General features: G+C 74.8%; 20 protein-coding genes and 1 pseudogene. 6 read left to right on the forward strand and 15 right to left on the reverse strand.

Features of this window, described 5'->3' with window-relative positions:
• The first annotated feature begins 41 nt into the window (after window positions 1-41).
• Window positions 42-1,574, forward strand: coding sequence for a mycofactocin dehydrogenase MftG (mftG, locus tag AB0L25_RS37310; RefSeq protein ID WP_500177893.1), 1,533 nt, complete (start codon window positions 42-44; stop codon window positions 1,572-1,574).
• 6 nt (window positions 1,575-1,580) lie between these two features.
• Here mftG and mftR read toward each other — a convergent pair whose 3' ends face one another.
• The 7 genes from mftR to AB0L25_RS37345 all read right to left on the reverse strand — a co-directional run bounded on the left by mftR (window position 1,581) and on the right by AB0L25_RS37345 (window position 7,544).
• Window positions 1,581-2,207 (reverse strand): mycofactocin system transcriptional regulator MftR, encoded by a 627-nt coding sequence (gene mftR / locus AB0L25_RS37315; RefSeq protein WP_500177894.1) that lies wholly within the window; start codon window positions 2,205-2,207, stop codon window positions 1,581-1,583.
• A 33-nt stretch (window positions 2,208-2,240) separates the two neighbouring features.
• Window positions 2,241-3,662, reverse strand: coding sequence for an aldehyde dehydrogenase family protein (locus AB0L25_RS37320; RefSeq protein ID WP_500177895.1), 1,422 nt, complete (start codon window positions 3,660-3,662; stop codon window positions 2,241-2,243).
• Window positions 3,663-3,719: 57 nt separating this feature from the next.
• The gene (gene crcB, locus AB0L25_RS37325) at window positions 3,720-4,094 is read right to left on the reverse strand and encodes a fluoride efflux transporter CrcB (protein WP_500177896.1); all 375 of its coding nucleotides are present in this window, start codon (window positions 4,092-4,094) and stop codon (window positions 3,720-3,722) included.
• The gene (locus AB0L25_RS37330) at window positions 4,091-4,576 is read right to left on the reverse strand and encodes a fluoride efflux transporter FluC (RefSeq protein ID WP_500177897.1); all 486 of its coding nucleotides are present in this window, start codon (window positions 4,574-4,576) and stop codon (window positions 4,091-4,093) included. The genes crcB and AB0L25_RS37330 overlap by 4 nt, the downstream gene beginning before the upstream one ends.
• Before the next feature lie 166 nt (window positions 4,577-4,742).
• Window positions 4,743-5,867 carry an NAD(P)/FAD-dependent oxidoreductase gene (locus AB0L25_RS37335; RefSeq protein ID WP_500177898.1) on the reverse strand — a complete coding sequence of 375 codons (1,125 nt, stop codon included), beginning with the start codon at window positions 5,865-5,867 and terminating at the stop codon, window positions 4,743-4,745.
• 72 nt (window positions 5,868-5,939) lie between these two features.
• Window positions 5,940-6,773: an SDR family oxidoreductase gene (locus tag AB0L25_RS37340; RefSeq protein WP_500177900.1), complete on the reverse strand. Its 834-nt coding sequence runs from the start codon at window positions 6,771-6,773 to the stop codon at window positions 5,940-5,942.
• Between the two features lie 27 nt (window positions 6,774-6,800).
• The gene (locus tag AB0L25_RS37345) at window positions 6,801-7,544 is read right to left on the reverse strand and encodes an SDR family NAD(P)-dependent oxidoreductase (RefSeq protein ID WP_500177901.1); all 744 of its coding nucleotides are present in this window, start codon (window positions 7,542-7,544) and stop codon (window positions 6,801-6,803) included.
• A 91-nt stretch (window positions 7,545-7,635) separates the two neighbouring features.
• Between AB0L25_RS37345 and AB0L25_RS37350 the strand changes: the two genes are divergently transcribed.
• Together AB0L25_RS37350 and AB0L25_RS37355 are read left to right on the forward strand one after the other, a co-directional pair.
• Window positions 7,636-8,568 carry an SDR family NAD(P)-dependent oxidoreductase gene (locus tag AB0L25_RS37350; RefSeq protein ID WP_500177903.1) on the forward strand — a complete coding sequence of 311 codons (933 nt, stop codon included), beginning with the start codon at window positions 7,636-7,638 and terminating at the stop codon, window positions 8,566-8,568.
• 5 nt (window positions 8,569-8,573) lie between these two features.
• Window positions 8,574-9,053, forward strand: a complete 480-nt coding sequence (locus AB0L25_RS37355) for a nitroreductase family deazaflavin-dependent oxidoreductase (RefSeq protein WP_500177904.1) — start codon at window positions 8,574-8,576, stop codon at window positions 9,051-9,053.
• 12 nt (window positions 9,054-9,065) lie between these two features.
• Here AB0L25_RS37355 and AB0L25_RS37360 read toward each other — a convergent pair whose 3' ends face one another.
• The 3 genes from AB0L25_RS37360 to AB0L25_RS37370 are packed head-to-tail and all read right to left on the reverse strand — an operon-like array spanning window position 9,066 to window position 12,385.
• The gene (locus tag AB0L25_RS37360; RefSeq protein WP_500177906.1) at window positions 9,066-10,094 is read right to left on the reverse strand and encodes a phosphotransferase family protein; all 1,029 of its coding nucleotides are present in this window, start codon (window positions 10,092-10,094) and stop codon (window positions 9,066-9,068) included.
• A gap of 4 nt (window positions 10,095-10,098) precedes the next feature.
• Window positions 10,099-11,178, reverse strand: a complete 1,080-nt coding sequence (locus AB0L25_RS37365; RefSeq protein WP_500177908.1) for a TIGR03857 family LLM class F420-dependent oxidoreductase — start codon at window positions 11,176-11,178, stop codon at window positions 10,099-10,101.
• Window position 11,179: 1 nt separating this feature from the next.
• The gene (locus AB0L25_RS37370) at window positions 11,180-12,385 is read right to left on the reverse strand and encodes a cytochrome P450 (RefSeq protein WP_500177910.1); all 1,206 of its coding nucleotides are present in this window, start codon (window positions 12,383-12,385) and stop codon (window positions 11,180-11,182) included.
• Window positions 12,386-12,973: 588 nt separating this feature from the next.
• Here AB0L25_RS37370 and AB0L25_RS37375 point away from each other — a divergent pair.
• Complete coding sequence (locus AB0L25_RS37375; RefSeq protein ID WP_500177912.1) at window positions 12,974-13,642, forward strand: PaaI family thioesterase; 669 nt, start codon at window positions 12,974-12,976, stop codon at window positions 13,640-13,642.
• Window positions 13,643-13,766: 124 nt separating this feature from the next.
• A pseudogene (locus AB0L25_RS37380) lies at window positions 13,767-14,590 on the forward strand (SDR family NAD(P)-dependent oxidoreductase).
• Between the two features lie 40 nt (window positions 14,591-14,630).
• On the opposite strand, the gene pgfA reads toward AB0L25_RS37380, so the two are convergent.
• From pgfA to AB0L25_RS37405, 5 genes are all read right to left on the reverse strand, one after another.
• Window positions 14,631-15,620, reverse strand: coding sequence for a cell envelope lipid trafficking protein PgfA (gene pgfA / locus AB0L25_RS37385; RefSeq protein WP_500177913.1), 990 nt, complete (start codon window positions 15,618-15,620; stop codon window positions 14,631-14,633).
• A gap of 404 nt (window positions 15,621-16,024) precedes the next feature.
• Window positions 16,025-16,822 carry a class I SAM-dependent methyltransferase gene (locus AB0L25_RS37390; protein WP_500177914.1) on the reverse strand — a complete coding sequence of 266 codons (798 nt, stop codon included), beginning with the start codon at window positions 16,820-16,822 and terminating at the stop codon, window positions 16,025-16,027.
• A gap of 118 nt (window positions 16,823-16,940) precedes the next feature.
• Window positions 16,941-17,738, reverse strand: coding sequence for an IclR family transcriptional regulator domain-containing protein (locus tag AB0L25_RS37395; RefSeq protein ID WP_500177916.1), 798 nt, complete (start codon window positions 17,736-17,738; stop codon window positions 16,941-16,943).
• Between the two features lie 24 nt (window positions 17,739-17,762).
• The gene (locus AB0L25_RS37400) at window positions 17,763-18,509 is read right to left on the reverse strand and encodes a CoA-transferase subunit beta (RefSeq protein ID WP_500177917.1); all 747 of its coding nucleotides are present in this window, start codon (window positions 18,507-18,509) and stop codon (window positions 17,763-17,765) included.
• Window positions 18,506-19,315 (reverse strand): CoA transferase subunit A, encoded by an 810-nt coding sequence (locus tag AB0L25_RS37405; RefSeq protein WP_500177918.1) that lies wholly within the window; start codon window positions 19,313-19,315, stop codon window positions 18,506-18,508. Before AB0L25_RS37405 ends, AB0L25_RS37400 begins: the two co-directional genes overlap by 4 nt.
• 278 nt (window positions 19,316-19,593) lie before the next feature.
• Here AB0L25_RS37405 and lhgD point away from each other — a divergent pair, with 278 nt between their 5' ends.
• Window positions 19,594-20,802, forward strand: coding sequence for an L-2-hydroxyglutarate dehydrogenase (lhgD, locus tag AB0L25_RS37410; protein WP_500177919.1), 1,209 nt, complete (start codon window positions 19,594-19,596; stop codon window positions 20,800-20,802).
• Window positions 20,803-20,844: the final 42 nt, after the last annotated feature.

Consider the following 20,844-nt stretch of genomic DNA (forward strand, 5'->3'; position numbering starts at 1 on the left):
CGCGTAGAGTTCGCCCGGCGGGTGCGGCGGAGGGTGCGGTGATGGACGAACGCGACGGTCCGGGCACGGGCGGGCGGCGCAGGCCGGACGTGCTCGTGGTCGGGGCGGGCGGGGCCGGCGCGGCGCTGGCGGCCCGGCTCGGCGAGGACCCGGGCTGCGAGGTGCTCGTGCTGGAGGCCGGGCCGGTGCCGTCCGCCTTCCCCGCCGACCTGCTGGACGCCCGGCTCGTGCCCGGGGCCCGGCCGGGGCATCCGGCCGTCCGGACGTTCCCGGCGCGGCTCACCTCCGGCATGCCGTACATGGCGGCGCGCGGGCGGGTGCTCGGCGGCTCGACGACCGTGAACGGCGGCTACTTCGTCCGCGCCCGGCGTGCGGACTTCGACCGCTGGGCGGCCGCCGGCGGCGACGCCTGGTCGTACGAGCGGGCGCTGCCGTTCATGCGCGCGCTCGAGACCGACCTCGACCACGGGGAGGCGGGGCCGCACGGCGGCCGGGGGCCGGTCCCGGTGCGCCGGACGGACCTCCGGCATCCCGCCGCGGCCGCGTTCCGGGCCGCCGCACGCGAACTCGGATATCCGGACGAACCCGACAAGAACGCCGAGGGGGCGCCGGGGTTCGGCCCCGTGCCGTCCAACACGGCCGGCGGCCGCCGCGTCAACACCGGGCTCGCCTACCTGCTCGGCGCGGCGGCCGGGCGCCCGAACCTCACGCTGCTGGGCGACCGCCCGGTGCGCTCGGTCGTCGTCCGGCGGGGGCGCGCCGCGGGCGTCGTCGCCGAGGACGGGACCGTCTTGGAGGCCGGCGAGATCGTGCTGTGCGCGGGCGCCCTCTCCACCCCGCACCTGCTGCACCTGTCGGGCGTCGGGTCCGCGGCGGATCTCGAACGCGCCGGGATCCCCGTCGCCCTGGACCTCCCCGCCGTCGGCGCCGCGCTCAGCGACCACCCGCAGATCGTCGTCGAGTGGACGCCCCGGCGGCCGATGGACGAGCCGTCCGGTTCGTGGCTCGGCGGCGCCCTGCACCTGCCGTCGTCGGACGGCCCCGCGGCGGGCGACCTGGAGATCCTGCAGTCGCTCGTGCCGATGGCCGGGCTCGTCGGGGGGAAGGCCGCCGTCCCCGGCATGCCCCTGGCGTTCCTCGCGTCCGTGCTGACGCCCCGGACGTCCGGCGGCCTGCGCACCGTGTCGGCCGACCCGGACGTCCCGCCGCGCATCGACTACGGCTACCTGGAGACCGGCGCCGACCGCCGCAGGATGCGCGAGGCCGTGCGGGCGGCGGTCGCGATCGTGGAGTCCGGGGCGTTCGGCGAGGTCTGCGCGGGCCCGGTCGAACCGGTGCCGGTGGACGACGACCGCGTGCTGGACGCGTGGATCCGCGCGCGCCTCGGCACGTCGCAGCACACGTGCGGCACCGTCCCGATGGGACCCGCCGTCGACGGCGTCGGGCGGGTCCACGGCGTGCGGGGGCTGCGCGTCGCCGACACCTCCATCCTGCCGACCGCGCCGCTGCGCGGCCCCGCCGCGACGGCCGTCCTCATCGGCGAGATCGTCGCGGACGCCGTCCGGCGCGGCTGACGGGCCCTACCCGGGCGCGGGGGCCCGCCCGATCTCCGCGAACCCGGCCTCGACCCGCCGCAGCGTCTCGTCCAGCAGGTCCGCCAGGGACGTCCCCTCCTCGGCGGACAGCCAGTGCTCGTAGGCGGTGACGGCGGCGGCGAGGATCACGCTGCCCGCGAGCCGGGGCGCCATCGCCGACACCGGCTGCCCGGTCCGGGCGGCGACGAACTCGGAGACGATCCGCCGCCAGGACGCGTAGCGCAGCGTCGCGTCGGCCTGCAGGGTCGGCACCGTGAGGATCAGCTCCATCCGCTGCCGGTGCCACGGCACCTCCTGCGGGTCGAACCGGTTGAACTCCACGACGGCGCGGCGGACGGCGTCCATGATCGGCGCCCGCGGGTCGGCCTCGTCCAGCAGCGTGCGCAGCCGCCGCAGCTGGGCGTCGAAGTCGCCCCACACCAGGTCGTTCTTGGACGCGAAGTACCGGAAGAACGTGCGCCGCCCGATCCCGGCCGCGGCCGCGATGTCGTCCACGGTCGTCTCGTCGAACCCCCGGCGGGCGAACAGCTCGAACGCGAGCCGCTCCAGGGCGGGCCGCGAGGTCACCCGCGGCCGTCCCATCACCCGGCGGCTCTCACTGAACGACGTCACGCCACCAGGGTCCCACGCCGGGGCGCGGCCCGCTCAGTCCAGCGACAGGCTGATCGCCTTCGTCTGCCCGTACTCGTGCAGCGCCTCGACGCCCTTCTCCCGCCCGTGCCCGCTGTCCTTGAACCCGCCGAACGGCGTCTCGATGGTGAGGGCGCCGCCGTTCACCGACACCTGCCCCGCCTGGATCCCCTCGGCGAGCCGCAGGCCCCGGGCGACGTCCCCGGACCAGACGGCCGCGACGAGCCCGTAGTCGGTGTCGTTCGCCATGGCGAGGGCCTCGTCCTCGCCGGTGAACGGCATGGTGACCAGGACGGGCCCGAACAGCTCCTCCCGGGCGACCGGCGCGTCCGGCGGGACCCCCGCGTAGACGGTGGGGCGCACGTAGCGGCCCCGCGCCGCCGGGCCGTCCTCGTACGCCGACCCGCCCGTCACGGGCGCGAGCCCGGCGGCGCGGGCCGCGTCGAAGTGGCCGAGCACCTTGCGGAACTGCTCCTCGGTGATGATCGGTCCGAAGTCCGCGCCCGGCGCGAGCTTCTCCACCGCCTCGACGATCCGCGCGACGACGTCGTCGTGCACGGACGACTCGATCAGCAGCCGCGCGGTGGCCGAGCACACCTGCCCCGCGTTCGTCGCGACGGCCGCGACCGCGGCGGCGACCGCCCGGTCGAGGTCGGCGTCGGCGAACACCACCAGCGGCGACTTGCCGCCGAGCTCCAGCGTCACCGGGACGAGCCGGTCGGCCGCCACCCCGGCCAGCCGCCGCCCGGTGGCGACCGACCCGGTGAACGTGATCCGCCGGACGCCCGGGTGGGCGGCCAGCGGCGCGCCCGCGTCGGGCCCGGTGCCCGTCACGACGTTGAGCAGGCCGTCCGGGAGACCGGCCTCCCCGGCGAGCCGCGCCAGGTGCAGCGTGGAGGTCGAGGTGAACTCCGACGGCTTCGCCACGACCGCGTTCCCGGCCGCGAGCGCGGGGGCCAGCGCCCGGCACGCCTGGTTCAGCGGCAGGTTCCACGGGGTGATCGCGGCGATGACCCCGTACGGCTCGAACCGTGTGTAGGTGTGGTGCCGGGCGCCCTGGTCGATCGTGCGGCCGCCGTGGGCGCGCAGCACGCCCGCGTAGTACCGGAAGTAGGCGGCCGACATGTCGGCCTCCATGCGGAGCTGCGCGGGGGTCTTGCCGGTGCACGCCCGTTCGAGTTCCATCAGGGTCTCGGCGTCCGCCTCGATCGCGTCCGCGATCCGGTGCAGCGTCCCGGCGCGGTCCGCCCCGGACCGCCGCGCCCACTCCGGCTGCGCGGCCGCGGCGGACGCCACCGCCCGTTCGACGTCGGCGGCCGAGCCGGCCGCGATCTCGTCGCCGGGGTCCCGCGTCGCGGGGTCCACCGTGGGCAGGTAGGCGCCGCCCGCCGGCCGCTCGTTCCCGCCGCCTATCCAGTGGTCGTGGCGAACCGGCACGCCGTCCTCCTTGCGACATGAAGACTCTCTTATCGCAAGAATAGTATTCTCGAAGGGTCAGGCCCAGAACACCCCGGCCGCCGCCGCGCCCGCGGCCACGGCGACGAGCCCGGCGGCGACGCCGGCGGCCACGTTCGCGACGGCGAGCAGCCGCGCGCCCGACTCCGCCAGCCGCACCGTCTCGTACGAGAACGTCGAGTACGTCGTCAGCGCACCGCACAGCCCCGTGCCGACCAGCAGGCGCACCGGGTCCGAGGCCGCGCCCCGCACCGCCGCGCCGGTCAGCACGCCCAGCACCAGGCAGCCGAGCATGTTGGCGGCGAAGGTGCCCCAGGGGAACGCCGTCCCGTTGCGGGCCTGCACGGCACGGTCGGTGAGGTAGCGCAGCGGCGCGCCCACCATCCCCCCGGCGACGACGAGCAGCCAGCTCATCCGGCCTCCCCTCGCGGCGCGGGAAGGAAGCGGCGGGTCAGGGCGGCGGCGCCCCACGCGGCCGTGACCGCGATGACCGGCGTGGCCACCAGATACGCGATGCCGAGGCGGGCGTGGCCGTCCCCGAGCAGGCCCCGGACGTCCGCCGCGTACGTGGAGAAGGTCGTGAACCCGCCCAGCACGCCCGTGCCCAGGAACGGCCTGATCAGCCGGTGCGCCGTCCGCGCGCGGGCGAGGACGGCCATGAGGACGCCGATCAGGGCGCAGCCGAGCGCGTTGACCGCGAGGATCGTCCAGGGGAAGGCGTGGCCGTGCGCGGGCCACAGGAGCGCGGCGCCGTGGCGGGCGGCCGCGCCGAGCCCGCCGCCGACCGAGATCGCCGCGATCACGGCCGCCTCCCCGCGGGCGCGCGACCGCGCGGGGGAGAGGCCGGTCCCGCCGGCCGCCGCCGTGCGGTCGGTCCGGTCGCGTGGGGTCGTCATCGTGTCCGTCTCCTACTCGTGCGTGCCCGGTTCCGGGCGCGTTCGTTACGAGCAGGGACCGTTGGCGGCGTCGGCGCCGCGGTTCGGGTACGGCGGGCCCCACCGCCGCTCGGCCGGTCCCGGACGGGACGGCCGCCGTCCAGCATACCGGCGGGTCCGCGGCCGGTCAGGGGCGATCCGGGGCCGGCGACGGCCGGTCGGGGCGGTAGGGGGCCAGCGCCGGTTCGGCCGCCTCGCCCAGGATCTCCCCGGCGACCAGGCCGGCCAGGTACGGGGCCAGCGTGATGCCGCTGTGCGTGACGACGGTGTAGAGGCCGGGCCGCAGCGGGCCGACGAGCGGGCGGCCGTCGGCGGGCAGCGGCCGGACGCAGCGGCGCACCCGGTCGACGCGGGCGTCCAGGCCGGGGAACAGGACGCGCGCCCGGTCGAGCAGCTCGGCCGCGCGGGCGTCCAGGTCGGCCCGCGGGGTCGCGAGATCGGTGGCGGCGTCGAGGTCGGCGGCCTCCAGCAGGAGCCCGCCGTCCGGGGCGGGCCGCAGGTCGAGGCCGGGCGTGTGGACCGGGCCGTTGACCGGCTCCCGGACCGGCGTGGTCGCCGCGGTGAGGCCCGGCGCGGACGAACCGGGCGCCTCGGCGTCCACGAGGGGGAGCGCGAGACCGGCGGTCGCGAGGAGGGCGGGGCTCCGCCACCCGGCGGCGCAGATCACGACGTCGGCGGACAGGTCCCCGGCGGGCGTGCGGACGCCGGTGACGCGGTCGCCGCGGCCGAGCAGCCCGGTCACGGGCGTCCCGGCGCGGATCCCGGCGCCCGCCTCGCGGGCGCGGGCGATCAGCGCGTCGACGGCGGCGGGCCCGTGCACGTGCCCCTCGCCGGGGAAGCGGGCGATGACCGCGCCGGCGGGCGGGCGCAGTGCCGGCTCGTCGTCGCGGAGCCGGGTGGCGGTGGTCAGCGTCGCGGGGTAGCCGAGGTCGCGCAGCCGCGCGACCCGCTCCGCGAGGGCGTCCCGGGCGGGCTCGGCGACGGCCCACTCGGTGTTCCCCGCGAACCGCACCCAGTCCGGCCCGCCGAACTCGGCGGCGACCCGCCGCCAGACGTCCAGCGCGGCGACGCGAAACGCGTGGTAGCGGGCGTCGGCGGGGTCGTTGGCGTTGAGCCACGCGTAGCTCGCGCCCGAGGCCCCCGCGCCCGGCCGGTCCCGTTCGACCAGCGTCACCTCCGCCGTGCCGGGGCGGGCGAGACGGTCGGCCAGGGCGGCGCCGATGATCCCGCCGCCCACGATGACGATGCGCATGACCACAGGGTCGCAGGTGCCGGCCGCCCGCGCGCGCCGGGGATCGTCACTCCGGCCGTCACTCCGGGCCGCTCACCCGGCGTCCTCCGGCGGGACTCCGCGCAGCGCGTCGGCGCCGAACATCGGCTCGAAGAACGACGAGTAGTCCGGCCCCCGCCGCAGATGGTGCCCGCCGTCCACGTTCAGCACCTGGCCGGTGATCCAGGACGCCTCCGGCCCCGCGAGGAACGCGACGGCCCCCGCGATGTCCTCGGGTTCCCCGACCCGGGACAGCGGCATGCACGACAGGTAGTCCTCCAGGACGGGCCCGGTGTCGGCGATGCCCGCGACGAGCTCGGTGCGGACGATCCCCGGGCGGACGCCGTTGACCCGGACGCCGACGCCGCCCAGCTCGTCCGCCGCCAGCCGGACCAGATGGTCGACGGCCGCCTTGGACACCCCGTACGCGCCGAACCAGCGGTGCGTGTTCGACGACGCGATCGACGAGATCGCGATGATCGACCCGCCGCCGCCGCGCGCCATCGCCCGGGCGGCGTGCCGGATCGTGAGCATCGTCCCCGTCGCGTTCAACTCCAGGGTGGCGCGCCACTGGTCCAGGTCGAGGTCGCCGATGGGGCCGATCGAGCTGGACCCGCCCGCGCTCGCGACGACCGTCCGCAGCGGCCCGCGCTCGCCCGCCGCCCGCACCGCCTCCGCCACCTGCGCATCGTCGGTGACGTCGGCGACCACGTGGCCGATGTCGAACCCGTCCTCGCGCGCCCGCTCGGCGGCGTCGCGCAGCCGCGCCTCCGTCCGTCCGCAGATCGTGACGGCCGCGCCCTCCGCGGCCAGCCGCACCGCGCAGCCCAGCCCGATGCCGCTGCCGCCGCCGGTCACCAGCGCCGCCGTCCCGTCCAGGGTTCCCACTGTGCCCTCCCGCTCGTGTCGGCCGTGTCAGCGGTCGACCGCGGTGGTGCCGCCGTCGACCGTCAGGTGCGTGCCGGTGATGAACGACGCCTCGTCGCTCATCAGGAACCGGACGGCCGCCGCGACCTCCGCGGGCCGTCCGAGCCGCCCGACCGGCGCCTTCGCCGCGAACTCCGCCCGCATCTCCGCCGGTGCCGCCGCCGCGAGCAGCGGAGTGTCGATGTAGCCCGGGCACACCGCGTTCACCCGCACCCCGTCGCCCGCGAGCTGGTGCGCCAGCGCCCGCGTCAGGCCGAGCAGCCCCGCCTTCGACGCGCAGTACGCGGGGATGAACATCTGCCCGACGAACGCCTCGATCGACGAGATGCCCACGATCGCCGACCCCTCCTGCGCGCGCAGGTCGTCCAGCATCGCCTGCGCCAGCAGCGCCTGGGCCCGGAGGTTGACGTGCTGGACGGCGTCCCAGCGGGCCTCGTCCAGGTCGCCGACCGCGGCCGGGCCGGCGATCCCCGCCGCGTGCACCAGGCCGCCGAGCGGCCCGAGCGCCGTGCGCGACGCGTCGAGCGCCGCGGGGAACGCGGCGGCGTCGGTGACGTCCACGACCACGGAGATCGCGGCCGTCCCGGTGTCCGCGCCGATCCGGCGCGCGACGTCCGCCGCGTCGGCGCGGTCCCACAGGGCGACGGGCCTGCCGTGCTCGGCGAGCGCCCGGGCGCACGCGGCGCCGATGCCGGAGGCGCCGCCGGTGACGACGACCGCGGTTCGAGGCATCGCGCTCCTCATATTGAATACGTCGTGCGGGCGAGGTTAGCGTGCTGATCGGCTCGCCGACAGGGGCGGACGGCCTGACGCGGGAGGCTCCATGCGCGAACTGGGCGGACGGGTCGCGGTGGTGACCGGCGCGGCGAGCGGGATCGGACGCGCGCTGGCCGTGCGCCTGGCGAGCGAGGGCATGCACCTGGCCTTGGCCGACGTGGACCCCGAGGGCCTCCGCGAGACCGCCGCCCTCACCCGAGCCGCCCACCGCCCCACCCCCCGCACCTCCGACCGAGGCCCGAGCCGAGCGGACGGCGCGGACGCCGATGCCGGCAGCGGGGCGGGGACGGCGGGGCGGGCGGTGGTTCTCACGGAGATCGTGGACGTCGGGGACGAGGGGGCGGTACTGCGGTTCGCCGATCGGGTGTTCGCCGAGATGGGCGAGGTCCATCTGCTGTGCAACAACGCGGGCGTCTACACGGGCGGCCGGATGTGGACTCGGCCCGCGGCCGACTTCGAGTGGGCGCTGCGCGTGAACCTGTGGGGCGTTCTGCACGGTGTGCGGGCGTTCGTCCCCCGGATGCTGGAGCAGGGCGGCGAAGGGCACGTGGTCAATACGTGCTCGGTCGCCGGATTGTTCGTCGGGCCGGGTGCGGCGCCCTATACGGTCTCGAAGTGGGCTGCGTTCGCGGCGTCGCTGAGTCTCGCGCAGGAGCTGGCGATGGAGGGATCGGGCATCGGGGTGTCGGCGCTGTGCCCGGGCGGTGTGGCGACGCGGATCCACGAGTCCGAGCGGACGCGCCCGGCCGGGCTCGAGGGCGCGCCCGGGGACGACGTCGCGTTCATGAACGAGATGATCGCCGCGACGGTCGCGGGCGGGATCGCCCCCGAGGACGTCGCGGCGCGGGTCGTCGGCGCGGTGCGCGAGCGGCGCTTCCTCGTGCTGACGCACCCGGAGTACGAACCGGGCCTCGCCGAGCAGGCGGCGGCCCTCACGGCGGGACGGCTGCCGCCCCTGCCCGATGCCGAATGGAAGTGAGGACCATGCCGTCGAAGGTGCCGCCGAAGGGGCTCGACTCGCCGTTCGTCCCGAAGTTCATGAAGGTCGCGTCGCGGCTGCACGTCGAGACGTACCGGCTCACGAACGGCCGGGTCGGCGGGACGTGGCGCGTCGGGTCCGCCTTGCGGCGCGGCGTGCCGATCTGCCTGCTCACCACCCGCGGCCGCAAGACCGGGCGGCCCCGCACGCTGCCGCTGCTGTACATGCGGGACGGCGACCGGGTCGTCATCGTCGCGTCGCAGGGCGGCCTGCCGAGGCATCCGATGTGGTACCTCAACCTGCGGGCCGACCCGCGGGTCGTGGTGCGGATCGGGTCGGACGTCCGCCGCATGCGGGCCCGCACCGCCGACGCGGACGAGCGCGCGGCGCTCTGGCCGCGCCTCGTCGAGGTGTACGCCGACTACGACAACTACCAGTCCTGGACGGACCGGGAGATCCCCGTCGTGATCTGCGAGCCCGCCTGAGCGGGGCGCCGGTCAGATCAGGTCCAGGGTGCCCAGCGCCCGGATCGCGGCGCAGGAGCGGGTCGCCATCGCCAGGAACATCCGGTCGCCGCGCTCCGTCGGCGTCCCGTACGCGCACCCGAGGACGGTGATCAGCGGGCCCTGCAGGGCCGCGAACCGGTAGTCGTCGAAGCAGGCGTCGAGGTCGTAGCCGGTGACGCCGTGCCGCTCCAGCTCGGCGTGGTAGACGCCGACGAGCTCGCGTTCCCGGGCGGCGCGGTCGTCCGGCAGCAGGCTCGTGCCGAGGAAGTACGCCAGGTCCCGCAGCGGATGCCCGAGGCCGATCGTCTGCCAGTCGACCGCGGTGACCCGCCCGTCGTCGCCGAACAGCAGGTTGTCGAGCCGGTAGTCGCCGTGGACGAGCCCGAAGACGTCCGGGCGCCCGACGACCCACGCGGCGATCGCGTCCGCCGACTCCCGCAGCGTCCGGACGTCCCGGTCGTCCAGCCGCCCGGCGAACCGCTCGACGAACGTGTCGACCGCCGGGCCGAACACCTCGCCGAGCTGCGCCGCGTCCTCCGCCCCGACGGGTTTCAGCCACGGCACCTCGAGCAGCGTCGGGTCGCACCAGCGGGGACCGTGCAGCCCGGCGAGGTTCGCGACCGCGGCGGCGGCCCGGTCCGGCGCGCAGCCCGCGAGCTGGTCGCCCTGCACCGCCGGGTGGAGGTCGTCCAGCAGCAGCACGAAACGGGTGTGGTCGGCGGAGATCGCCCCGTAGTGGCAGCGCGGCGTCCGCACCTTCACGGTGGCGGCCAGGTCCCGGTAGAACGCCACCTCCGCCCGGTACACCGGCCAGAGGAACGCGCGGGCGCCCTCGTCCTCGGCGGCGAGCTTGGCGACGAGCCGGCGCCGGACGCCGTCCGCGCAGTCCAGCCGGAGCCGGTAGCACGCGCCGATCTGCCCCGACCCGACCTTCTCCCACCGGACGGCCGTGACCGGGACGCCGAGGACCTCGCCGAGCGCCTCGGGCGTCAGCCCGTCGGCCGTGTCGATGACGCGCACGCCGTCAGCACCTCCCCGGGTTGCGGGGGAGCCCGGCGACCCGCGCGGGCCTGACCTTCCGGTACGCCGCCACGACCGGCTCGACCTCGGCCGGCGTCACGCCGTGCAGGATCACCCCGTCGGCCCCGGCGTCGAACTGGTCCGCGACGCGCCGCGCGCAGGCGTCCGCGTCGCCGGTCGCCGCCGCGCCGAACCAGTCGGCGGGCAGCAGCTCCGCGACCCGGCGGAGCTGGTCGGGGGTCGCGACGGCGTCGAACGCCCCCGGGAACCCGGCGACGAGCTCGTCCGCGCGGAACCGGGCGAGGACCGCCGGGTCCCAGCCGTTCACGCGGACCAGCAGGTCCCCGTATCCCTGCAGGTAGGTCGCGAGCCGCCCGGTGAGCTTGCGGAGCCGCGCCTCCTCGTCGAGGTGGTCGCCGACGGTCGCCAGCACCGACCACACCCGCACCTTCGCCGGGTCCCGCCCGGCCCGTTCCGCGCCGCGCCGCACCGCCGCCACCGACCGCGCGAGGGTCTCGTCGGTGAAGAACGTGTGCAGGACGACGCCGTCCGCGACGGCCCCCGCGAACTCGAGCGTCCGCCCGCCCATCGCGGTGAGCAGGACGGGCACGTCCTCGTCGAACGACGCGTCCTGGCTCAGGTACGGGAAGTCGCCCGCCGGGCCGTGATGGTCGACGACCGCCTCGCCCCGCCACAGCCGGCGCACGATGCCGATGAAGTCCTCGAGCTGCGCGGTCGTCACCCGGGGCAGCCCCATGACGTCGAACAGCATGTCGAAGCCGCGGCCGAGGCCCAGCGCGAACCGTCCGCCGGTCAGCCGGTGCATCGTCGTCGCGAACGTCGCGGTGAGCAGCGGATGCCGGGTGTTGTGGTTGGTCGCGGCGGTCGCGACCCCGAGCCGCTCGGACACCGCGCCCGCCGCGCCCGACAGGGTCGCCGCCTCCTTGGTGGTGAACCGCTCGGACAGGAACACCGACCCGAGGCCGAGCCGCTCGCCGTCCCGCACCTGGTCCAGCAGGTCGCGCGGCGACCCGGAATGCCCCGGCAGCCCGTAGAAGCCGAGCTCCGGCAGATCGTCCGCCATGTCAGACCGCCTTCCGCGCGGCCGGGGTGAACGTCACCTTGAACGCGTCGTAGCCGGACACGAAGTTCGCCGGACGGTACGCGGGTTCGGCCTCGTCCACCGGCTCGATGTCGGGCAGCCGCGCCAGCAGCCGCTCGAACATCACCTTCAGCTCCAGCCGCGCCAGGCTGTTGCCGAGGCAGAAGTGCGGCCCGTTGCCGAACGCGATGTGGTCGTTGGGGGTCCGCCCGGCGTCGAACCGGTCGGGCTCGTCGAACACCTCCGCGTCCCGGTTCGCCGACGGGTACAGGAGCAGCAGCTTGTCGCCCTCGCGGATCCGCTGCCCGCCCAGCTCGACGTCCCGCAGCGCCGTCCGGGCCATGTTCTTGATGGGCGACACCCAGCGCAGCATCTCCTCGACCGCCACCGGGATCCTCCCGGGGTCGTCGATCAGCGCCCGCCGCTGCTCCGGGTGCAGGCACAGCTGGTACATCCCGCCGGAGATCACGTGCCGCGTCGTCTCGTCCCCGCCGATGAGGATCAGCAGCGACTCCTGCACGATCGACGCGAGGTCGAGCCGGTCCCCGTCGATCTCCGCGTGCACGAGGACGCTCAGCAGATCGTCGGACGGGTCGTCGCGGCGCCGCTCGGCCGCCCGCGTCGCGTACTCGGTGAACCCGGCGAACGCGTCCGCGGCCCGGACCATCAGCTCCGGGTCGTCGCCGCCGGTGAGGGCCCGCAGCATGTCGTCGGACCAGGTCAGCAGCATCGCGCGGTCCTCGGGCGCCACGCCCAGCGCGTCCCCGATCACGATGAGCGGCAGCAGCGCGGCGACGTCGGCGACGAAGTCGCACTCGCCGCGCTCGCACACCCCGTCGATGATCTCGTCGCAGACCCGCCGCAGGTAGTCCTCCTGCCCGGCGACGCGCCGCGGCGTGAACCCCGCGCTGACCAGCTTCCGGCGCACCTTGTGCTCCGGGTCGTCCATGTCGATCATCATCGGCAGGGCGGGGGCGTCGGCCCGGATGCCGTGCGCGTTGGAGAACACCTCGGGCGTCCGCGACACCCGCTTCACGTCGGCGTGCCGGGAGACGCCCCACACCCCGGCGTTCTCGTCGCGGTAGACCGGCGCGTTCTCCCGCATCCAGCGCAGTTCGTCGTGCGGGTTCCGCCCCCAGAACTCCCCGCTGATCAGGTTGATGGACTCGTTGACGGCGTGGTCGGGCATGCGCGCACCTTTCGTCGCGGGAGTCTGGGTTCAGCCGCCGGGGGACCGCCCGGCCGGCCGCGGGCTCGATCGCCTCCGGGCGCCGGACGCGGGATGCCGTCCGGAGCCCGTCTCGTCGGAACCGAAGTCGAAGAAGCGCATCGGCGGCTCGATGAACGCAATCCGCGTCTCCGGCCGGACGGCACCGCGTGCGGGCCCGGCGACGGGCCCGCCATCGCCCCGCCACGGCTCCGCGCGGACGGCGCGGGGGCGCCGGCGCCCGGAACCCCCGGTGTCGTCGTCCGGCATGTGCCGCCTCCAGCAAGCTCGCCCGAGCACCGTGCGGGGCCGCCGGGGCCCGCTTCGAAGGCTGGATGATATATACGATCTCCCTTCTGCAAGGGGGCCCGCCCGGTGAGCGGGACTGCGGTGGCGAACGCCCCGCGCCTCGAGCCGATGGGCCACCGCGCCCTGCCGCGAACCCCTCGGCGGGCGCGTCCGCCGCCCGCCTCGTTCCCGACGGAACCGTGGATCGCAACCCTGGCCTCGGACACCGGAAATCCGCGATGATCGACAGCAGGGTGACCGAAATCGAAGGACGTGACGCATATGTCGGCTGAGAGCAGTCTTCCGCCTGCGCTGGCGGGCCGGGAGCGCGAATCGGAGGAGCTGGCGGACGCCGTGCGGCGCCTCATCGCGCTGTGCACCTCCACCACGGCCCCGGCCGACGTCACCCGTGCCGCCGCGCGCGAGTTGAACGCCGTCGCGGACCGGCTGGAACGCCACGTCCCGGACCCGCCGCACCCGATGACCATGCTGCTGGCCCCCGCGATCACGGCCGATGACGAGGCGCCCGACCTCGCCGCCCGGATGCCCTACGACGTCGTCGTCGGTCGCCACAGCCCGCTCGCCCTGCCGCTGTCCGTCGAGTTCGAACCGCCCAAGGCCCTTCTGCGCGGCACGTTCACCCGTCCCTACCAGGGCCCGCCCGGTTGCGTGCACGGCGCCGTGCTCGCGGCCTCCTTCGACCTCGTCTGCGCCGCCGCGAACGTCATCGCGGGACTGCCCGGCCCGACGGCCCGCCTCGAGATCAGGTACCGGCGGCCCACCCTGCTGGACGTGCCGTGCCTGTTCGAGGGCGAGGTCGAGTCGCACGAGGGCCGCCGGATCCGCACGGTCGGCCGGCTGATCCAGGAGGACCGCGTGACGGTCGAGGCCACGGGCGACTTCGTCATGCTCGACCGCGCCGACATCGCCCGGCTGAGCGGCCGTCCCTGACCGCTCGAACGACCGTCGACGTGCCGCCGCACCATGATCGAGCGGTAGGCCGCCGGTAGGCGGGGAGAACGCCCGGCCGCCCCGTGCCGCGGCGGCGGTGGCGGCGGGCGTGGCCGGCATGACGATGGCGGCGGGACCGGCCGCGGCGGCCGCCCCGGCGCCGCGCCGGGAGCGCCGGTACGAGGGTAAGACCGTGCTGATCACGGGCGCCACGTCCGGGATCGGACGCGCGGCGGCGATCGCGTTCGCGCGGGAGGGGGCGAGGGTCGGCTTCTGCGGGCGCCGGCAGCGGCTCGGGCGCGAGGTGGAGCGGGAGATCCGGCGCGCGGGCGGCGAGGCGACGTACGTCCGCGCGGACGTGCGCGACCCCCGGCAGCGCAAGGGGTTCGTCGACGGGATCGCCCGCCGGTACGGCGCGCTGGACGTCGCGCTCAACAACGCCGGGATCCAGACGATGAAGCCGATCACCGAGCAGACCCTGGAGGAGTTCGACGACACGCTGAACACCAACACCCGCGCCGTCTGGCTGTCGATCAAGTACGAGATCGCGCACATGGGGGAGGCGGCGTCATCCTGGTGACCGGATCGACGCACGAGTTCGTCAGCCGTCCGGGCCTCAGCTCGTACTCGGCGAGCAAGGGCGGGGTGAGCGGCATCGTCCGCAGCGCGGCCATCGAGCTGGGACCGCGCATCCGGGTGGTGTCGCTGGCGCCCGGCACCACCGACACCGCGATCGTCGACGCGCAGCGCGCCTTCTACCCGCCGATGAGCGACGCCGAGTGGGACCGGCAGAAGACCGAATGGGGCAAGGCCAACGTGGACGGAATGAAGCGGATGGCGAAACCGGAGGACATGGCCCAGGCCGCGCTCGCCCTGGCCTCGCCGGACATGGCCTTCCAATCCGGCGTGAGCGTCGTCGTGGACGGCGGTCAGCTCGCCGGGCTCTGACGGTCGGCGCGGCGGGCGCGCGGGCCACGCCTCGACCGCGTCAGGGACTCGACGTGCCGGGGCGGAGCCGCTGCGTCGTGCCGTCCGCGGGCGGCGCCGTGCGGCGCCGCGTCCGCCCGCCGCGCCGGTCCAGGACGATGCCGGCCGCCAGGAGCGCGGCTCCCAGCGCCGCCGCGCCCAGCGGGACGATCGTCTCCAGGAGCCGGACCTGCGCGGCGGCGTCGTTCGCGGTCTCGGCCAGCGCGGCTTGCGCCTCGGACGTCATCCGCATCTCCAGGTCGGCCACGACGAGGGTGCCGGCGCCGGACCGCGCCCGCAGCGTCGAATGCACCTTCTGCCGCTGGTCGACCGGGGCGCCGGTGCGGGGGTCGATCCAGAAGACCGCGTCGCCCTGGTAGTAGCGGTCGACCGGCACCGCCCCGTCGCCGTCGAGCCCCAGCAGTTGCGCGGGTACGGCGGGCGCCTCGCCGGGCACCTTCGTCGGCGGGACGTGCAACTCGAACCGGTAGGCATCCACCCCGCCGGCCTCCTCGACCCCCTTGAACACGACGGGCCAGGTCCGCCGCGTCTGGGCGTCGAACATCTGGTACGTCCGCTTCCGCACGTCCATCGGCCAGAACACCCCGAGGCCCGACTGCCGCACGGACGTGTCGCCCTGGACGGCCGCACGGCAGCAGCGGACGAGTTCGCCGCTCCGCCGGTCGAAGGCCAGCCGCCGGGTCGCGACGTCGATGAGGTAGCCGCGGTCGAGGTCCTGGATCACCGTGGTCATGTCCCACACCGCGACGTCGTCGCCGCTCGCCTCGACGTCCCCGCGCACGGTCGCCGTCGCGACGACGCGCGCGCCCGTCCGGACCCGCAGCGCCCCGGCGTCGAAGTACGTCGCGTTCTCGGCCCGCAGCCGCTGGACCTTGTAGATGTCCGTCGGCGCGCGCACCACCGCCGGCGCCACGTACGTCCGCACGAGCACGCCGGTGGCCAGCAGGAACACGCCGAACCCGGCCAGAACGACGACCGCCGCACCGCGCATCTGGGCCTCCTCGACCGCCCGAGAGAAGCCTTGATTATGCGCTTCTCCCGTCGCGCACACCAGCGTCTCTTCACGGGACTGTGCGCCGCCACAGGCGAACCGTGCCCGCACGGTACCGATGCCTTCCGGAACGTTCCTCCGGCACGGCGGACGGTGAACAACACGGTGGTGATGCCGACGGGACGGGCGGCGAGCTCGATCGGACGGCGTCGCGGCGCACGCAGTGACGACTGGCGGGGATGAGGACTTCATTCTCCGCGAGGGCTTTGTCGGTACGTCGGTTCGGTTCTAGAGCGGTTGCATGCAAAAGTCTGCTGCCTCGGGGGAGCGAAAATCGGTGCGCGGTCTGCTGCTAAGGCAGGGCATATCCTGACCGGGTGATCGCGGGCGCCGCGGCGTCGCCGTCACGACTCCGGCCGGGATTCCGGACGGGTCACGCGGATCTTGGACTGGCCGTGCGGCAGCTCCTCCCAGTCCTCCATGAAGCGGGCGGTGAAGCCGTGGCGCTCCGCGAGCCGGGTCAGCGTCTCGGTGCGGTAGTAGAAGTCCTCGCGCAGGACGTGGTGCTCCGCGCCCTCGGTGCGGTCGAAGGTGAAGTCGAAGAAGCCGCCGGGCGCGAGGACGCGGCCGACGTTGGCGAGGCACTCGTCGATGACGTCGAGCGGGGAATGGCTGAAGACGCTGTGCGCGTGGACGACCGTGAACCGCTCGGACGGCAGGAACTCCAGCTTCAGGTCGTCGACGAGTGCGAGGTGCGGCATCTTGTCGCGCAGCCCGTGCCGGACGAGCGTCTTCTGCGCGGCGAGCAGGATGTCGGGCGAGATGTCGATGCCGTAGTAGTTGCCGGCGTCGAGGAAGTCGATGAACCGCCAGCCGGCGCGCAGGTTGCCGCAGCCGATCTCCAGCATCCGGTCGTCCGGCTTGAGGCCGTGCTCGCGCAGGTAGTCGAACTGCATCAGGCCGAGCGCGAGCCAGCGTTCGTGGCTGCGGCTCCCGACGGCGGCCTCCGGGTTCCGGGCGGTGTCGGACCGCATCACCGCCCGGTAGTACGCGACGTGGTCCCGGGAGACCGCGCGCAGCTTCAGGTCCCGCGACATGCGGGACAGGTAGGCCCTGATCTTGTCCGGGTTCCGCGCGGCGTACCGCAGCTTGTAGGTCAGGCTCGCGCGGTTCCGGCGCGTCGGCGGCAGCGGATCGGTCATCGGCCTCGTCCTCGGTGCGTGGTTTCGGGAAATTTGACCCGAGGGGCCACGGACTAAACCCAGGACCGCGCCGCCGCCCGGCAAAGCCCGCGGGACACGGCGCCGGGCGGCGCTCCGGCTAGACGACGCGCCGTGCCGCGGGCACCGACGCTAGATCGGCCTCGATGGCCGCCGCCGCGTCCCGCAGCGGCGGCAGCAGGTCTCGCCGGACGGACGCGACGGGCGTGCGGCTCGCGTGCGTGGAGATGTTGACCGCCGCGACCACCCGGCCGTCCCGGTCCCGCAGCGGCGCCGCCACCGCGCGCAGCCCCTCCTCGAGCTCCTGGTCGACCATCGCCCACCCGAGCTCGCGCACCTTCCCGAGCTCGGCGCGCAGCGCGTCCTTCGACAGGACGGTACGGGGGGTGAGCGGCGCCGGGTCCCACGCGTCGACGAGCGCGTCCCGTTCCGCGTCGGGCAGGTTCGCCAGCAGCACGCGCCCCATCGAGGTGGCCGCCGCGGGGAACCGGGTGCCCACGTTGATGCCGACCGCCATGATCCGCGACACCGAGACGCGCGCGACGTAGACGACGTCGGCGCCGTCCAGCACGGACACCGACGTCGATTCGTGCACCCGCGCGGCGAGCCGCTCCAGGTGCGGCTGCGCGATCTCCGGCAGCGACACCCCGGACAGGAACGCGTACCCCAGCTCCAGGACGCGCGGCGTGAGCGAGAACAGCCGCCCGTCGGTGCGCACGTAGCCGAGGTCGGCGAGCGTGAGCAGGAACCGGCGGGCGGCCGCCCGGGTGAGGCCGGTCGCGCGCGCGACGTCGCTGAGCGTCAGCTCCGGCGCGTCCGCGCCGAACGCCCGGATCACGGCCAGGCCGCGCTCCAGCGACTGCACGAAGTGCGCGCCGCGCTCGTCCTCGGTGGTCATCAGCGCACCATTATGGCGGACGGCTCAGCCCGCGGCCTTCAGCGCCCGCAGCGCGTCCAGCTCGTCCGGGGTGGGCGGCTCGCCGGTGCGCAGCCCGGGGGAGACCTTCAGGTCCCAGCCGGTCGCCTCCCGCGCCTGCTCGACGGTCGATCCGGGATGCAGCCGCGTCAGCGTCAGCTCGCAGGTCTCCGGGTCCGGCTCGAGCACGCCGATGTCGGTGATGACGAACCTCGGTCCCGCGCCGCGCAGCCCGAACCGCTCGCGGTCGCCGGGACCCGAACCGAACCCGACCGACGTCACGAACTCGACGCGGTCCACGAACGTCCGCGGCGACTGCCGGACGATCACGAACACCTCGCCGCAGTGCGCGGCGATCTCCGGGGCGCCGCCCGCGCCGGGCAGCCGCACCTTCGGGTCGTCGTAGCCGCCGATGACCGTGGTGTTGATGTTGCCGAACCGGTCGATCTGCGCGGCGCCGAGGAACCCGACGTCGATGCGTCCCGGCTGCACCCAGTAGTTGAACACCTCGGGGACGCTCACCACCGTGTCCGCCGTCTCGGCGAGCTCGCCGTCGCCGATCGACAGCGGCAGCCGCTCCGGCTTGGCGCCCAGCGTCCCCGACTCGTACACGAGCACGAGCCCCGGCGCGTGCGTCCGGCGCGCCAGGTTCGCGGCGGTGCTCGGCAGGCCGATCCCCACGAAGCACGCGGTGCCGTCGCGCAGCTCCCGCGCGGCGGCGACCGTCATCATCTCGTCCGACGTGTACGTCATGCCCGCACCCCCAGCTCGCTCTCCAGCCACGACCGGAACCTGTCCCGATCTCGGCCGATCGGGTCCCACGCGCGGTAGGCGTCGTTGTCGCGCTCGTAGTAGCCGTGCGCGTAGGAGGGCCGCGCGCCCCCGGGCGCCACCGCCACCTTCGTGATCACCCACGACGGGATCGTGATCGCGCCGGGCCGCTCCTCCAGCTCGTCCACGATCTCCTCCACGGTGACCAGCGACCGCTTCGAGGCGAGCACGACCTCCTTCTGGACGCCGGGAATGCCCCACAGCTGGACGTTGCCGCGCCGGTCCGCGCGCTGCGCGTGCACCACGCCGACGTCCGGGTTCAGCGCCGGCACCGCCGTCAGTTCCTCGCCGGTGAACGGGCAGGTGATCGGCTTGATGTTCGCCGTGTGCGCGGGCAGGTCGGTGCCCCGGTACCCGCGCAGCACCGCGAACGGCAGCCCGGACGCGCCCGCCACGTACCGGTTCGCCATCCCGGCGTGGCTGTGCTCCTCGATCTCGATCGGGACCGGCCACGAGTTCTGGACGGCGTCCCGGAACCGGTGCAGCGAGCCCACGCCCGGGTTGCCGCCCCACGAGAACACCAGCTTGCGCGCGCACCCCGCACCGATGAGCCGGTCGTACACGATGTCGGGCGTCATCCGGACGAGCGTCAGGTCGCGGCGCCCCTGCCGGATGATCTCGTGCCCGGCCGCCACCGGGATGAGGTGGGTGAACCCCTCCAGCGCGACCTCGTCCCCGTCGTGGATCAGCTCCCCGACGGCCTCGTCCAGCGAGACGATCTCCGCCATTCCCGCCGTCCCTCCCACGCTCGACGTTCGCATCGCACACGCGTGTGCGCTATACGAACATACGAACGCGTGCGCGGCCCCGTCAAATCCAGCACCGAGGCTACGGGCGGCCGCCTAACCGGTCTTCCGAGGAGAGATGCTCGACGGCGGCGCCGGTGCGGGTGACGAGGCCCGACGTGTAGACAGGGGTGCTGCACCCGGGCCAAGACCTTCGTGATCAATTCTCGAGGCTGAGCGGGTATCCCCCAGAAGGAATCGTGAAGGAACGGAAGACGCGTATGGCTGACCAGGTCACCGGCATTGTCGGGGCGGGCATCATCGGGCTGGCGATCGGGCGGGAGATCACCCGGCGGCGTCCCGGGACGCGGGTCGTTGTGATGGAGAAGGAGGACCGGGTCGCCGTTCACCAGACGGCGCGGAACTCCGGTGTCGTGCACGCGGGGATCTACTACGCGCCCGGCAGCCTCAAGGCCGGGCTGTGCGCCCGCGGCCGCGGCATGATCCGTGACTACTGCGCGGAGAAGGGTCTGCCGTATGAGGAGTGCGGCAAGCTCGTCGTGGCGGTCACCGGCGAGGACGTGGCGCGGCTCGACGAGCTGGAGCGGCGGGCGGGCGTGAACGCGGTGCCCGGCATGCGGCGCGTCGGACCTGCGGAGATCCGTGAGATCGAGCCGCACGGCACGGGCCTGGCGGCCCTGTACTCGCCGCGCACCGCGATCACCGACTACGCGCTGATCGCGCGGTCGTTCGCGGACGAGATCGTCGCGGCGGGCGGTGAGGTCCGCACATCGTTCCCGGTCACCGGCGTCGCCCGGCTCGCGGGCGGGGGGCTGGAGGTGCGGTCGGGGGAGCGGACCGAGCGGGTCGACGAGTTGATCGTCTGCGCGGGCGTCCACGCCGACGCCGTCTCCCGCCTGGTCGGTGACGAGCCGAGCCCGCGGATCGTGCCGTTCCGGGGTGAGTACATGACGATCGTGCCGGAGAAGGCGCACATGGTGCGGGGGCTGATCTACCCGGTGCCCGACCCCCGCTACCCGTTCCTCGGGGTGCACTTCACCAGGCGGGTGTCGGGGGAGGTCGAGGTCGGCCCGAACGCCGTCCTGGCGCTGGCCAGGGAGGGGTATCGGCGCTCGGACGTCTCGCCGCGGGACCTGCGCGGGATCGTCGGCTGGCCGGGGACGTGGCGGATGGCGGCACGGCACTGGCGCACCGGCGCCCGCGAGATGTACGGGTCATTGTCCAAGCGCGCCTACATGCGTGCCGCGCGGCGCTACGTCCCGGAGATCGGTGCCGGGGACGTCGTGCGCGCGGGTGCGGGGGTGCGCGCGCAGGCGCTGGACCGCGACGGGTCGCTGGTGGACGACTTCCGCATCAACCGGCTGGGCCCGGTCACGACCGTCCGGAACGCGCCGTCCCCCGCGGCGACCTCCTCGATGGCGATCGCCGAGCACGTCCTCGACGTCATCGAGGGCGGCGCGGGATCGTAAGACGCGGCGTCCCCGGCCGGGCGGTGGAATGGGCGGCGAGCC

It is taken from the genome of Spirillospora sp. NPDC052242, from assembly GCF_040679555.1.
In the GTDB taxonomy this organism is placed as follows: Bacteria; Actinomycetota; Actinomycetes; order Streptosporangiales; family Streptosporangiaceae; genus Spirillospora.

Bases quoted from the DNA above. Each gene is read 5' to 3' on its own strand.
- AB0L25_RS37365 (WP_500177908.1), bottom strand. From the start codon at position 11,178: ATGGCGGACGATCTGCCGGAGCTCGGCTTCTACGGGCTGCCGGGGCAT.
- AB0L25_RS37395 (WP_500177916.1), bottom strand. From the start codon at position 17,738: ATGACCACCGAGGACGAGCGCGGCGCGCACTTCGTGCAGTCGCTGGAG.
- AB0L25_RS37350 (WP_500177903.1), top strand. From the start codon at position 7,636: ATGCGCGAACTGGGCGGACGGGTCGCGGTGGTGACCGGCGCGGCGAGC.
- pgfA (WP_500177913.1), bottom strand. From the start codon at position 15,620: ATGCGCGGTGCGGCGGTCGTCGTTCTGGCCGGGTTCGGCGTGTTCCTG.
- lhgD (WP_500177919.1), top strand. From the start codon at position 19,594: ATGGCTGACCAGGTCACCGGCATTGTCGGGGCGGGCATCATCGGGCTG.
- AB0L25_RS37355 (WP_500177904.1), top strand. From the start codon at position 8,574: ATGCCGTCGAAGGTGCCGCCGAAGGGGCTCGACTCGCCGTTCGTCCCG.
- AB0L25_RS37370 (WP_500177910.1), bottom strand. From the start codon at position 12,385: ATGCCCGACCACGCCGTCAACGAGTCCATCAACCTGATCAGCGGGGAG.
- mftG (WP_500177893.1), top strand. From the start codon at position 42: ATGGACGAACGCGACGGTCCGGGCACGGGCGGGCGGCGCAGGCCGGAC.
- AB0L25_RS37330 (WP_500177897.1), bottom strand. From the start codon at position 4,576: ATGACGACCCCACGCGACCGGACCGACCGCACGGCGGCGGCCGGCGGG.
- AB0L25_RS37390 (WP_500177914.1), bottom strand. From the start codon at position 16,822: ATGACCGATCCGCTGCCGCCGACGCGCCGGAACCGCGCGAGCCTGACC.
- AB0L25_RS37400 (WP_500177917.1), bottom strand. From the start codon at position 18,509: ATGACGTACACGTCGGACGAGATGATGACGGTCGCCGCCGCGCGGGAG.
- crcB (WP_500177896.1), bottom strand. From the start codon at position 4,094: ATGAGCTGGCTGCTCGTCGTCGCCGGGGGGATGGTGGGCGCGCCGCTG.
- AB0L25_RS37375 (WP_500177912.1), top strand. From the start codon at position 12,974: ATGTCGGCTGAGAGCAGTCTTCCGCCTGCGCTGGCGGGCCGGGAGCGC.
- AB0L25_RS37405 (WP_500177918.1), bottom strand. From the start codon at position 19,315: ATGGCGGAGATCGTCTCGCTGGACGAGGCCGTCGGGGAGCTGATCCAC.
- AB0L25_RS37345 (WP_500177901.1), bottom strand. From the start codon at position 7,544: ATGCCTCGAACCGCGGTCGTCGTCACCGGCGGCGCCTCCGGCATCGGC.
- AB0L25_RS37335 (WP_500177898.1), bottom strand. From the start codon at position 5,867: ATGCGCATCGTCATCGTGGGCGGCGGGATCATCGGCGCCGCCCTGGCC.